The sequence below is a fragment of the Mesorhizobium sp. CA5 genome, from assembly GCF_020165105.1.
GTDB lineage: Bacteria > Pseudomonadota > Alphaproteobacteria > Rhizobiales > Rhizobiaceae > Mesorhizobium.
The window spans coordinates 34,862-48,233 of the sequence record NZ_JAIUHJ010000003.1 but is presented as its reverse complement, the minus strand read 5'-3'; the positions used below and the strand labels follow the sequence as shown (position 1 = coordinate 48,233).

Here is a 13,372-nt window from a genome sequence, read left to right as displayed (position 1 = left end):
GCAAATATGGCAGAGCTTGATCCGCGAGCGCTTTCGGTCATCGCATTCTGGCGCGACGCCGGCGAGGACGCCTGGTTCGAAAAGAGCGACGCCTTCGACGCCGGTTTCCGCAGCCGCTTTCTCGAGCTGCATTACGCCGCCGCGCGGCGCGAATGCGACGACTGGAATGCGCATGCCGAAGGATCGCTGGCGTTGATGATCCTGCTCGATCAGTTCCCGCGCAACTGCTTCCGCGGTACCGGCCACATGTACGCGACCGATCCGCTCGCCAGATACTTCGCCGACAGGGCGATCACCGCCGGTCAGGACCTCGAGCTGGAAGAACTGTTTCGCGTCTTCCTCTATCTGCCCTTCGAGCATTCCGAAGTGCTGGCGGATCAGGAACGGTCGGTGGAACTCACCGCCGAGCGAGCGCCGGACTATCTTAAATACGCCAATGAGCATCTGGAGATCATCCAGCGCTTCGGTCGCTTTCCGCACCGCAACCGCATGCTCGGCCGTGCGACGACGGCCGAGGAGCAGGCATTTTTGGACGGCGGCGGGTTTTCGGGCTGACCGGCCGGCTGAACTAAGCGAGCCACCATTCGCGGCCCGAAGGCAGCCGCTCGATGCCGGACGTATCGACGGCTTCGAGCCGTTCCGACACGCTCCTGCCGCCGACCGAAAGCCCTGGCGCGATCTCGGCCAGCGGCGCCAGCACGAAGGCGCGCTCCAGCATGCGCGGATGCGGCACTTCGAGCCCGGTCTCGTGGATCACCCGGTCGCCGAACACCAGGATGTCGATATCGATGAGGCGCGGCCCCCAGCGCTCCTCGCGCACGCGCTTCAGCCGCTTCTCGACATCGAGGCAAAGCTCAAGCAGCGCGCGTGGCGAAAGCGCCGTCTCGATCGCGGCGGCGGCGTTGAGGAAATCGGGCTGGTCAAGCTTGCCCCAGGGCGGCGTGCGGTAAAGCGAGGACACGGCGGTGACGCGCGTCGCGTCGTCGCCGTCCAGCATGCGCAATGCCGCGCCCATGGACTTCGCCGGCTCGCCGAGATTGCCGCCGAGACTGAGGTAGACGGCGCTATTCTGGCCAGACAACGGTCACCTCGACATGATCGAGCACGCCCGGCACCGGAGCGTTCGGCTTGCGCACGGTGATCGCGGCTTTCCTGATCTGCGAGAATCGCGCTGTCAGCGCCTTCGCCACCTCCAGCGCCAGCGCCTCGATCAGGAAGCGGCGATGTCCGGTCACGATCTTTTCGATAACCGAGAAGGCGACGCCATAATTGACGGTGTCTTCGATGGAATCCTCAGTCAGCGGCCGGCTGGGCTCGACCGTCAGCTCGGCATCGACGTAGAAACGCTGGCCAAGCGTCTCCTCCTCGTCCAGCACGCCGTGGCGGGCGAAGAAGGCGCAGTTCTTCATGCGGATGAGGTACATGATCAGTGTCCGGGAGGAAGCTCGGTTTCGCGTTGAAGCATAGCATCGGTGACCGCCAGCGCATCCACGTTGATTGCGACATCGTGGACGCGAAACAGGTCGGCTCCCTTCAAGCGCAGGATGACACTGGTGGCCGCCGTGCCGGCAGCCCGTTCCGCGGGATCGCGCCCGGTGGCCGTGCCGATGAAGCGCTTGCGCGAGGTTCCGGCCATCAACGGGTAGCCGAGCGCCTGAAGCTCGGAAAAACGCGCCATCAGGTCGAGGTTTTCCTCCGCCGTTTCCTTGGCGAAACCGAAGCCGGCATCGAGCACGATCTGGCTGTCGGCGACATTGCCGGCGCGCGCGATCTCCAGCGATTTGCGCAGGAACAGGAACTGGTCCTCGATCACATCGGGCAGCTTCTGCCGTTCGCGCCCGGTATGCATGATGACGAGCCCGGCGCCTGTCTCGGCCGCGACGCGCGCGATGCCCGGCTCACGCTGCAGCCCCCGGACGTCGTTGACGATATGGGCGCCGGCGGCGACGCCAAGCCGCGCGGTGTCCTCGCGATAGGTGTCGACCGAGATCAGCGCCTCGCCGGAAGCGGCGAGCGCCGCGATGACCGGCAGCACGCGCGCCTGTTCTTCCTCGGCGGAGATCGGGGCGAAACCGGGCCGCGTCGATTCCCCGCCGACGTCGATGATCGCCGCGCCCTGCTTCACCATGCGGTGCGCCTGCTCCAGCGCCTTCTCGGGCGCGATGAACAGGCCGCCGTCCGAAAAGCTGTCGGGCGTCACGTTGAGGATGCCGGCGACGACCGCCTTCGGACCGAGGTCGAGATAGCGTCCATGCGCCAGCTGCCATCGCCTTGTCGTCATTGTCCATCAACCATGCGTGATCCGCGCGAAATCAATTCCGTTGCGCTGGCGACGGCCCTAAAGCAAGGTGCGTGAAGAGGCAATATGATGAACCGCTCCCTGCTCTGCGCCCTGATGCTCTCGCTCACTGCCCTGCCGGCGGGCGCGGCCAGTCTGGTCAAGACCTACAGCTATTTCAGCGTCGGCGGCCGCACGCTCGACGATATCCAGAACCAGCTGTCGAGAAACGGCCCCGAGGTGAAGAGCACCGGCTCGCGGCATCCCGGCGCCACGCAAATGGCCTTCACCACCCGCATCAGCTACGCGCAGAGCGCCGGGTCCTGCCGCATCGCCGACGCGGCCGTCACCTTAAAGGTCAAGGTAATCCTCCCCGAATGGCGGCGCCCGCGCAAATCCGATCCCGGCGTCAGGCTGGTCTGGGATACGCTCTCGGCCGACATCAAGCGGCATGAGGAGCGCCATGTCGAGATCGCCAAGAACCATGCGCGCCTGCTCGAGGATGCGCTGAAGGCACTCCCACCGCAAAAGACCTGCGAGCAGGCGAAGCTCAACGCCGCCGCGGTCCAGGCAGCCGAGCTCGCCAGGCACGATCAGGACCAGGTCCGCTTCGACCGCGTCGAGAGCGTCAATTTCGAAAGCCGTATGCTTCGGCTGATGCGCTACCGGATGGAGCGTGTCGAAGCCGGCCAGCTGCCGCCGCCTTGACTTGAGAGCCGAGCCCTGTCCGGGGCCAATTTCATCCAAGCATGGTGCCAGACCGGAAAAACTTTCGAGTGATGGTCGAAATCGGCCTATATCGAACGACATAATGCGGGTTCGAAGCGCCAAAGCCTCGGGTCCACGATGAGAAATGACAGGTGCGACCGGCCAAAGCCGTCTTGGCGCACCAAGCACCAGCCTTTGAAAGAATGACGCATGGACCAGACCGTCGAGAACCAGGCGATGGCGCCGAAAGCCGCGCCGATGATGAGCGAGAGCGAGAAGAATGCCATCATCGGCGGCGTGCTGTTGTCGATGCTGCTGGCGGCCCTTGATCAGACCATCGTAGCCCCTGCCCTGCCGACGATCGCCGGCGCGCTCGGCCATGCCGAATATCTGCCGTGGATCGTCACCGGCTATCTTCTGACCGCGACCGCGATGGCGCCGCTCTACGGCAAGATTTCCGATGTCTACGGACGCCGCCCCGTCATCTACGCCGCCATCCTCGTCTTCCTGCTCGGGTCGCTGGTCAGCGCGCTTGCTCCCAACATGCTGGTGTTGGTCATCGGCCGCGCCATCCAGGGCGCCGGCGGCGGCGGTCTCTTCGCGCTGGCCCAGACGGTCATCGGCGACCTCGTGCCGCCGCGCGAGCGCGCCCGCTATGCGGCCTGGATCGCAGGCACATGGGCGGTCGCCAGCGTCGCCGGCCCGCTGCTCGGCGGCGTGTTTGCCGAGCATCTGCACTGGTCGCTGATCTTCTGGATCAACCTGCCGATCGGCTTCCTGGCCATGGCCATCATCAACAACCCGTTGAAGAAGCTGCCGGTCGCGGCCAAGAACCATCGCATCGACGGCTTGGGCGCCGTGCTGCTGGTTATCGCCACAACGCTTCTGCTCCTGGCGCTCAGCTGGGGCGGCAGCGCCTATCCCTGGTTTTCCCGCGAAATCCTTGGGCTGGTTGCCTGTTCGGCGGTGTTCTGGGCCTTCTTCGCGCTCAGGCTGCTCAAAGCGGCCGAGCCTTTGATCTCGCTCGAAGTCTTGAGCAACCCGATCGTGCTCGCCGGCACACTGTCGATGTTCCTCTTGCAGGCCGCAAATATCGGCGCCTCGGTATACCTGCCGGTCTATCTGCAATCGGTCGTCGGGCTTTCGGTCAGCGAATCCGGCACCGCGATGCTCGGCCTCCTGCTCGGCACGGTCGCCGGCGCGACCTTCAGCGGCCGCACGATCCCGCGCTTTGTCCACTACAAGCGCATCGCGATGATCGGCGTCGGCCTGGCCATCGTCTGCATCGGCGTGCTCAGTGCCATTGCGGAACACGCCTCGCTGCTCGAGGTGGAAATCCTGACCACTCTGATCGGCCTGGGCAGCGGAACGACATTCCCGGTTGCCACCGTCTCGGTCCAGAATGCCGTCGATCGCGCGCATCTCGGTGTCGCGACGGGCGTTCTGACCTTCCTGCGCACGCTGGGCGGCGCGCTCGGCGTGGCCATGCTCGGCGCCGTCGCGCTCGGCTACGGCCTGCCATTGTCCTCAGAAGGCTCGCAGACGCATATCCATCCGGCATCGGCGTTGCCGTTCGTGATGATCTTCGTCGCCGCTGGAGCAACGCTCGTCCTGGCGCTGATCACGCTGGTCCTGATGCCCGAAAAGGAACTGCGCGGCCACGACGAGCAAACCGCGCCCGCGCTTGCGGAGTAGATCGCTTGAAGGTGTGTTGAGATTCAGGTCAGGCCGAGTCGAGAAGGGCAGTTTCCGAGAACCGGAGCGGAGCGTACTTGAAGTACGTGAGCACCGGAAGCGCAGGAAGCTGCCGTTCGCAGTCCGGCATCACCTGAATATCTATACGCCTTAATCATGCACGCCGAGCTTCTTCTGCAGGCTGGTCGACGAGGTCGTGTACTGAAAGACGATGCGCTCGCCCGGGCTGACGATCCGCTTGGCGGCCTGCGCCATCAGCGCCACCTCATGGAAGCCTGACAGGATCAGCTTGAGCTTGCCCGGATACCAGTTGATGTCGCCGACGGCAAAGATGCCCGGGATCGACGTCTGGAACTTCTCGGTGTCGACCGGGATCAGGTTCTCGTTGAGGTTAAGGCCCCATTCGGCTATCGGCCCGAGCTTCATGGTGAGGCCGAAGAACGGCAGCATGCGGGTGCACGGCACCTCGACGTCGCCATCCGGACCACCCTTGATGGTCGCCGATGACAGCTGGCCGTCGGCGCCGGCAAGGCCGCTGACCTGGCCGACCAGGAATTCGAGCTGCTTCATCTCCTGCATGGCATACATTTTGTTGACGCTGTCGGGCGCGGCCCGGAATTCCGGGCGGCGATGCACCAGCGTCACGCTTTTGGCGATCGGCTGCAGGTTGAGTGTCCAATCGAGCGCCGAATCGCCGCCGCCGACGATGACGAGATCGTGGCCGCGAAATTCCTCCATGCGCCGGACCGAATAGAAGACGCTCTTGCCTTCGTACTCCTCAATGCCCGGAATGGGCGGACGCTTGGGCTGGAACGAGCCGCCGCCGGCGGCGATCACCACCACCTTGGCCTCGAAAAATTCACCTTCATCGGTGGCGACGCGGAAACTGCCGTCCTCCAGCTTTTCAAGGCTCGACACCATGCGGTTGAAGGTGAAGTCCGGCTTGAACGGATGGATCTGCTCCATGAGCTTGTCGACCAGGCCTTGCGCGGAGATCGTCGGCCAGCCGGGAATGTCGTAGATCGGCTTTTCAGGATAGAGCTCGGCGCATTGGCCGCCGGGACGATCGAGAATGTCGATCAGATGGCATTTCATGTCGAGCAGACCGAGCTCGAACACGGCGAACAGGCCGATCGGCCCTGCCCCGACAATGAGAACGTCCGTTTTGATGGTATCGGTCATGCGCTGCGCCCTGATTGGGAATGCGGCGAGACTGCATGAGCTATGGGCCGCTGCCAAGCTGCCGGCGCGAAAGAATATTGGGAAGCTGCCAAGGTGTGTCGAGATTCAGGTTGGGCCGAGTCGGAGTCGAAGACGGGCGCGAAGCGACCAAACTGGTGACGTCCGAGAACCGGCCAACGCCGGCCGTAGCCTTCGTAGAGCAGAGACACTCATGAGGGCTTCGGCCGGCAAAGGCCGGAAGCGCAGGAAGTCGCCATTTGCAGGCCGGCCTCACCTGAATATCGACGCGCCTTAACCCTGGCGCGCGGGGACCCGAACGACCAGCCCGTCCAGCGCGTCGCGCACCTTGATCTGGCAGGAGAGGCGCGAGTTCGGCTGGACCTCGTAGGCGAAGTCCAACATGTCCTCCTCCATCGCCTCCGGCTCGCCGACCTCCGCTCTCCATGCTTCGTCGACATAGACATGGCAGGTCGCGCAGGCACAGGCGCCGCCGCATTCGGCTTCGATGCCCGGAACCGCATTGCGGATCGCGTTTTCCATGACTGTCGAGCCGTTTTCGGCTTCCACGTCAAATCGGGTCCCGTCATGGGCGATGTAAGTCAGCTTGGTCATTAAGTCACCTGAGGAGTCGCAGCCGAGATAATCACTCTGCCGGACAAGTCAACTGCGGCGCGAAAGCGCCACGAAATGACGTTTTTCAGAAAGGCGGGATACTAGCGGCTGATGCCGGCGATGAAGTCGCGCACTTCCTCGATCAGCGTGCTGAGCCGCTTGAGCGCCCGGACGTCTTCCGGCTGGGTTTCGATGATCGCAGCACAGTCGGCCACCGCAAAGGCGCCGATGCCGCGCGCCGAGCCCTTCAGGCCATGCGCCAGAAGCACCCTTTGCCTCGCGTCGGCATCCGCGATCTGGTCACGGACCGACAGCGACTGGTGCACGAACAGCGCCAGCACCTCGCGTTCGAGGTCGCGGTCGCCCATTGTCTGGCGTGCCAGATGGCCGAGATCCACCGGCCGGGCTCCAGCCGTTCCGGAGGCGTCGCCTCCCGGCATGGAAAACGCAATACCACTTTCGCCACGCATACGCACTGCAACTCCATCAAGCGGGCAGACGGGCCCACGAAAATAGGCGCTCCCGGTCGCCAACGGGTTAACGACTGCAGAGGAAAAATGTTGTCACGGAGGCAGCCGGATCACGTCTCCGTTAACCTTATATTTAAAGTTTTACGTATCGCCTGGAATGCATGTTTTCTTTACCCCGGTGTGTCATTACGATACGAAGGTCCATTTTTCAGCCTCCTGCGCGGGATAGACAAGCCAGAATCGGGCCAGAATCAGGCCAAAATCATAAGTCCCGCGGCAGCTAGTACAGGGTAGCGAAGGCATGGCTAAGAAACCAACGACGACGAAGTCTCTCGAGAATGACGTGGCCGCGGAACTGGAAAAGGCGCTTGACCTTGACCTTAACGGCGACGAAGGCGGCCTCGACATGGCGGCGTCGATGGAGGATCTCGAAGCGCAGATTTCGGCGGCGGCCGACGAGCTGGCGCGCGAAGGGCGCAGCCACAGGACGGAGCCGGCAAACAGTCCCCAGCCTGCCAACCCCCAGCCTCCCAAGGCGCCCGCGGCCAAGCCGGCCGAATTGCGCCCGGTCGAGCCGCGCAATGGGCAGCCGTCCGGCTTCACGCCTCCCGCCGGCTTCACGCCCGCCAACGACGACCGCCAGAAGGACTACAAGACGCTGCTGCACAGCCTCAACCGCCGTGCGTCCAGCACCGTCTACTGGGTGATCGCCTTTATCTCGCTGGCCTGGATCGCCGGCGCCGGCGGCCTGGCCAACCTGTTGTTCGGTCCCGGCATCTGGAAGATCCGTACCTTCGACCAGTTCTTCGCCCGTCCCGAGCTGATCGGCCTGGCGGTTGCCGCGATCGTTCCGGTCATCCTGTTCTGGGCGTTCGCCGCCATGATCCGGCGCGCGCAGGAAATGCGCCTCGCCGCGCAATCCATGACCGAGGTCGCCTTCCGCCTGGCGGAGCCCGAAAACCTCGCCCAGGACCGTGTCATGATGATCGGCCAGGCCGTTCGCCGCGAGGTGGCGGCCATGGGCGAAGGCATCGAGCGCACCCTGGCCCGCGCGGTCGAGCTCGAAACGCTCGTCCACGGCGAAGTCAGCCAGCTCGAACGCTCCTATTCCGAGAACGAGGCCCGCATCCGTTCGCTGGTCGACGGTCTCGGCAGCGAGCGCGAGGCGGTCGTCACCCATGCCGAGCGCGTGCGCGCCTCCATCGCCAGCGCTCACGAGACGCTGCGCGACGAGATCGGCTCGGCCAGCGACATCATCCGCGACTCGATCCTCAACGCGTCGACCAAGCTGTCGATGACGATCAACAATTCCGGCGACACGCTGATCGACCGCATCAATGAAAGCTCGACGTCGATCTTCGATTCGGTGGAATCGCGCCTTGACAACATCACGGACCGTCTTTCGACCTCCGGCGAGGCCTTCGCGAGCCTGCTCGACACCCGTATCGCCAAGCTCACCGACACCACGGACGGCCTGACACGCTCGCTAACCGACCTGCTCGACGACCGCACCAACGGCATGGTCTCGCTACTCGGCGGCGCGGCGCGTACCTTGAGTTCGGAGTTCGAGACGAGCCTCAGCGGCATCGAACGGACCCTGGCCGAACGCGGTCAGGCGCTGATCAGCGAATTCCAGACCCGCGCCGAGGCGCTCGACACCGGTACGCAGAAACTCAACGCCGCCCTCGAAGCCCGCGCCCGCCAGATCAACGAGACGCTGGTCGAGCGCGCCCGCGAGATCGCGCACACCTTCGCCGAGAGCAAGGACCAACTGTCGTCGATGATCGACCAAGGCAAGACGCAGATCGGCGCCGACATGGCGGACATCATCTCGTCGACCTCTTCCATGCTCGAAGCCCGCGCCACCGACTTCGCCGGACGCATGGAAGCGGCCCGGCATGTCGTGTCGCGCTCATTCGATTCCGACATCCAGCGGCTGGCCGATGCCCGTGTCGGCATCGAGGAAGCCGTCGAGAACCACAGCCGCGCGCTTTCGGAGAGCCGCGAGCGCATGGCGGCCGCCATGCAGGAGGACCTGGCGAAATTCGCCGAAGGCCGCGTGGCAATCGATGCCGCCGTCACCAACCAGGTGCAGAAGCTGGCAGAAGGCCGCAGCCTGATCTCGCGCGCGCTGGAAGAAGACCTGCGCAAGGTCAACGAGTCGCGCGCTGCCATCGATGCGTCGCTGGGCAGCCATCTGGAGCAGCTCGAAGAAGGCCGCAACCGCCTGACCCAGGTCTTGAACGAAGACTCCGGCAGGCTCGTCCAAGCCCGTACGATGATTGACGAAATGGTCGCCGGCCATGTCGGGAAGCTGGCCGAAGGCCGCAACATCCTGGCGCGCGCGCTGGAGGCCGATCTCAACAAGCTGCAGGACAGCCGCGCCTCCATCGACGGCCTTGTCGCCGGTCAGGTCGAGAAGATCGCCGAGGGCCGCGCCGTGCTCGCCAAAGCGCTCGAGACAGACATCATCGGCATCCGCGGCCTGATCGAGACCCACTCGACCAAGCTCGCCGAGGACCGCGGCGAGCTCAGCCGCGCCCTTGAAAACGATCTGAGCGGCATCCGCGGCCTGATCGACAGCCACGCCGGCAAGCTCGCCGAGGACCGCAGCCTGCTGTCGCACACGCTGGAAGCCGACCTGGCCAAGCTCGCCGAAAGCCGCGCCTCGATCGACGGCCTTGTCGCCGGCCAGGTCGAGAAGCTCGCCGAAGGCCGCGACATCCTCAAGCGCGCCCTGGAAGCCGACCTCAACGCCATCAAGGGTGCCATCGCGGGACATTCGGACAAGGTGCTGGAAGATCGCTCACAGCTTTCGAAAGCGCTTGAAACCGACCTGCAGGCCGTCAGCGGCGCCATCGCCGACCATCAAAACAGGCTCGTTCAGGACCGTTCCGTGCTGTCGAAGTCGCTGGAGGACGATCTCGCCAAGCTGGCGGAGAGCCGCTCCAGCATCGACGGGCTGGTCGCCGGCCAGGTCGAGAAGCTCGCCGAAGGCCGCGACATCCTCAAGCGCGCGCTGGAGGCCGACCTCAACACAATCCAGGGCGCGATCGTCGATCATTCGCAGAAGATCACCGATCACCGCGCCGAGCTTTCGCGTGCGCTGGAGACCGATATGGCTAATGCCAGCGGCCTCATGCAGACCCATGCCGACCAACTGTCGCAGAACCGGGCGACGCTGTCCAAGGCGCTCGAGGACGATCTTGCCAAGCTCGCCGAGAGCCGCGCCGGCATCGACGGCCTGGTCTCCGGCCAGGTCGAGAAACTGGCGGAAGGCCGCGACATCCTCAAGCGTGCGCTGGAAGCCGACCTCGCCAAGCTCGCCGAAAGCCGTTCCTCGATCGACGGCCTGGTCGCCGGCCAGGTCGAGAAGCTCGCCGAAGGCCGCGATATCCTCAGGCGCGCCCTCGAAGCGGACCTTCAGAAGCTGACGGAAAGCCGCTCGGAGATCGACGACGTCATCGCCGGCCATGTCAGCAAGCTGTCCGAGGGCCGCAACATGCTGGCCAAGGCCCTCGAGGACGATCTCCTCAAGCTTGCCGATGCGCGCAAGGACGTCGACCGTTCGGTTTCCGGCCATATCGACCAGATCGCTGCCCGAAGCAGCGATATCTCGGCGGCGATTGCCGCCGATGTCGAGAAGATCGAGCAGGCCTTCAGCCGGCAGACCGGTGTCATCGAGGAGCGCGCCGGCACCATGGAGCGTGCGCTGTCGACCGGCGTCGACAATGTCCGCGGCGTGCTGGAAAAGACCGCTGTGTTCGTGGCGGGCGCGCTGCGCGACAAGGTCATGGAGATCACCAGCACCCTGCACGAGCAGGCCGGTGCGGCTTTCAGCGACGCCGACCGCAAGATCGCCGAACGCGCCGAGCAGACTTCCGCCGCGCTGCTTGCCAGGGCCGAGGATATCGCGCAGGCTTTCGAGGCGGCGGACCGCCGCCTGCACGAGCGCGCCCAGGATACATCCAACATGCTGATGGCGCGAGCCGACGACGCCTCCAACTCGCTCATGGCCCGAGCCGAGGAAACCGCCGACAAGCTGGCCGCACGCGCCGGCGACATCGCCAACACCTTCGACGCGGCCGACCAGAAGCTGGTTGCCCGCGCCGTCGAGACGGCGCAGTCGCTGGCCGCCCGTGCCGGCGACATCCTGCGCAACTTCGAGGGCGCCGACGAGCGGCTTTCGATGCGCATCAGCGAATCGGCCGAAGCGCTGGCCGCCCGCGCAGCGGACCTCGGCCGCATCTTCGACAGCGCCGACCAGCATCTGATCTCGCGTATTGCCGAGGGCTCGGAAGCACTGTCGTCGCGGGCGTCCGAAATTGCCCGCATCTTCGACGACGCCGACAGCCGTCTGGTGTCGCGTATCGCCTCGAGCACCTCGACCATCGGCGAGCATGCCGACACGATCGTCGGCGCCTTCGCGGCGACCGAACAGCGCGTCGCCGACCGTGCCCGCCAGACCGGGCAGGAGCTTGCCGTGCATGCCCGCGAGATCGAGCAGGCGCTGGCCGGAGCCGACGAGCGGCTGGCCGCAAGCGCCTCGGCCGCGGCCGCACGTGTTGAGGACCAGGTGGCGAGCGTGGAAAACCGCCTCGCCTCCAGCGCCGAGACCATGGGCCAGAAGCTCAACGAGCAGGTCTCCAGCGCCGAGGCCCAGCTCATCTCGCGCGCCAATGTCATCGCCGAGACCTTCACGGCGGTCGGCCAGCATATCGGCCAGAGCACCAACGAGGCCGCGCGCACGATCGGCGCCAACACCCGCGAGCTCAACACCATGCTCGCGGCGCGTTCGGCAGAGATGGCGAAAATTCTCGACGAGACGGCCAAGCCGTTGGTCGAGCGCTTCGCCCAGGGCGGCTCCGAGCTGCAGCGCAGCATGGAAGAGGTCACCGAACGGGCGGCCGAGAAGCTGCGCAGCGAGAACACGAACCTCGTCAACGCTCTCGCCAGCCGCACGGCCGAGACGCTGTCGGCCGTCGAAGGCGCCCGCTCGTCGCTTGCCGACAGCGTGGCCGATCTTATCGGCCGCATGACGACCTCCAGCGCGCAGCTCGGCCAATTGATCGACCAGGCTGCCGTCAATCTCGGCCAGGTCGAGGAGCGGCTCTCCGGCAGCACGCAGAGCTTCGCCACGACCACGGAGAAGGCCGCCCAGACTTTCGCCAGTTCGGCGCGTCTGGTCGATTCCAACACGACACGGCTCACCGAGCTGTCCTCGGCGACGCTGCGCGAGGTGGCCTCGATCGCGACCAAGTTCGACGAACACAGCCGGTTGCTCTCCAGCGCCTCGAATTTGCTCAGCTCCGCGCAAAGCAATCTCGAGCACACGCTGGAGCGTCAGTCCTCGCTGGAAGACCTCGCCGTCGGCCTGGTCAAGAAGTCGGAAGATCTCGAGAAGGTGATGCGCTCCTTCGAAAACCTCGTCGGCCAGACGATGCAGACCGCGGAGGGCCGAACGATGGAATCGGCGGAAAAGATCCGCACCGCCATCGCCGACGTCGTCGATTCGGCGACACGCCGCTTTGCCGACGCGACCGAAGAGATGCGTCGCACCGCAGGCTCGATCAAGAGCGAGCTCGACCTTACCCGCGCCGAGCTGAAGAAGGGCGTGATCGAGATGCCGGAAGAGGCTAAGGAATCGACCTCGGCCATTCGTCGCGCTGTCGCAGAGCAGATCAATGCGCTCAAGGAACTGTCGGATATCGTTGCGAAATCCGGCCGCAGCGGCAGCAGCGAACAGGGCGAGCCACGCGGTCTGCGCCCTGCTCCGCAGGCGCCGGCCCGAGCCGCCGAACCGCCGCTGCGCCGTCCCCCGGCCCCGCAGCCACAGCAGCAATCGCAACCAACGGCCCGCGCTCCGCAGGCGCCGCTCGCCGAGACCACGCTGCGCGGCACGCTCGACCTGGAACGCCCCGCCGAGGCGCCGCGCCGCGATCCGAACGGCAAGCCCGCGCAGGGCGGATGGGTGCGCGACCTCCTGACCAATGCCTCGCGTGAGGAAGAGCTGCGGCCGGCAACGCCGGCGGAAGCGCCGCGCGCGACGCCTGCCCAGCGCTCGCCGCTGCATGTCATGGAGTCGCTCAACTCGCTCTCCGTCGACATCGCGCGGGCCATCGACCATGACGCCTCGATCGAGCTCTGGAACCGCTACCGGCGGGGCGAGCGCGACGTCTTCACCCGTCGCCTCTACACGCTGAAGGGCCAGCAGACCTTCGACGAGATCCGCCGCAAGTATCAGGCCGAGGCGGAATTCCGCGCCGCGGTCGACCGTTACTGCGAGGATTTCGAGAAGCTGCTCAAGGATGTCTCGCGCAACGACCGCGACAACATCATGGCGCAGACCTATCTGACGTCCGACACAGGCAAGGTCTACACGATGCTGGCCCATGCCAGCGGCCGGCTGCAGTGAGCGGCCAACAAG

General features: G+C 65.3%; 10 protein-coding genes. 4 read left to right on the top strand and 6 right to left on the bottom strand.

The window, feature by feature from the left end:
- The first annotated feature begins 6 nt into the window (after window positions 1-6).
- Window positions 7-555, top strand: a complete 549-nt coding sequence (locus LB529_RS05080; RefSeq protein ID WP_224544417.1) for a DUF924 family protein — start codon at window positions 7-9, stop codon at window positions 553-555.
- A 13-nt stretch (window positions 556-568) separates the two neighbouring features.
- Here the strand turns inward: LB529_RS05080 and folK are convergent, their stop codons facing one another.
- Genes folK through folP form a run of 3 tightly spaced genes read right to left on the bottom strand, consistent with a single transcriptional unit; the run spans window position 569 to window position 2,281 of the window.
- Window positions 569-1,081 (bottom strand): 2-amino-4-hydroxy-6-hydroxymethyldihydropteridine diphosphokinase, encoded by a 513-nt coding sequence (gene folK / locus LB529_RS05075; RefSeq protein WP_140841127.1) that lies wholly within the window; start codon window positions 1,079-1,081, stop codon window positions 569-571.
- Window positions 1,065-1,424, bottom strand: coding sequence for a dihydroneopterin aldolase (gene folB, locus LB529_RS05070; protein WP_095765255.1), 360 nt, complete (start codon window positions 1,422-1,424; stop codon window positions 1,065-1,067). The genes folK and folB overlap by 17 nt, the downstream gene beginning before the upstream one ends.
- Before the next feature lie 2 nt (window positions 1,425-1,426).
- On the bottom strand, window positions 1,427-2,281 hold the full coding sequence (gene folP, locus LB529_RS05065; protein ID WP_224710437.1) for a dihydropteroate synthase: 855 nt from the start codon (window positions 2,279-2,281) through the stop codon (window positions 1,427-1,429).
- An 84-nt stretch (window positions 2,282-2,365) separates the two neighbouring features.
- On the opposite strand from folP, the gene LB529_RS05060 reads away from it, so the two are divergent.
- Together LB529_RS05060 and LB529_RS05055 are read left to right on the top strand one after the other, a co-directional pair.
- Window positions 2,366-2,986, top strand: coding sequence for a DUF922 domain-containing Zn-dependent protease (locus LB529_RS05060; protein ID WP_224710436.1), 621 nt, complete (start codon window positions 2,366-2,368; stop codon window positions 2,984-2,986).
- Window positions 2,987-3,196: 210 nt separating this feature from the next.
- On the top strand, window positions 3,197-4,681 hold the full coding sequence (locus LB529_RS05055) for an MDR family MFS transporter (RefSeq protein ID WP_224710435.1): 1,485 nt from the start codon (window positions 3,197-3,199) through the stop codon (window positions 4,679-4,681).
- A gap of 150 nt (window positions 4,682-4,831) precedes the next feature.
- Here LB529_RS05055 and LB529_RS05050 read toward each other — a convergent pair whose 3' ends face one another.
- The 3 genes from LB529_RS05050 to LB529_RS05040 form a co-directional block, all read right to left on the bottom strand.
- Entirely contained in the window at window positions 4,832-5,863 is a 1,032-nt protein-coding gene (locus LB529_RS05050) for an NAD(P)/FAD-dependent oxidoreductase (protein ID WP_224710434.1), read from the bottom strand.
- A gap of 291 nt (window positions 5,864-6,154) precedes the next feature.
- Window positions 6,155-6,475 (bottom strand): 2Fe-2S iron-sulfur cluster-binding protein, encoded by a 321-nt coding sequence (locus tag LB529_RS05045; RefSeq protein WP_224710433.1) that lies wholly within the window; start codon window positions 6,473-6,475, stop codon window positions 6,155-6,157.
- 101 nt (window positions 6,476-6,576) lie between these two features.
- Window positions 6,577-6,945: an Hpt domain-containing protein gene (locus LB529_RS05040; protein ID WP_140542794.1), complete on the bottom strand. Its 369-nt coding sequence runs from the start codon at window positions 6,943-6,945 to the stop codon at window positions 6,577-6,579.
- Between the two features lie 301 nt (window positions 6,946-7,246).
- On the opposite strand from LB529_RS05040, the gene LB529_RS05035 reads away from it, so the two are divergent.
- Window positions 7,247-13,360 carry a kinesin gene (locus LB529_RS05035; RefSeq protein WP_224710432.1) on the top strand — a complete coding sequence of 2,038 codons (6,114 nt, stop codon included), beginning with the start codon at window positions 7,247-7,249 and terminating at the stop codon, window positions 13,358-13,360.
- The last annotated feature ends 12 nt before the right edge of the window (window positions 13,361-13,372 follow it).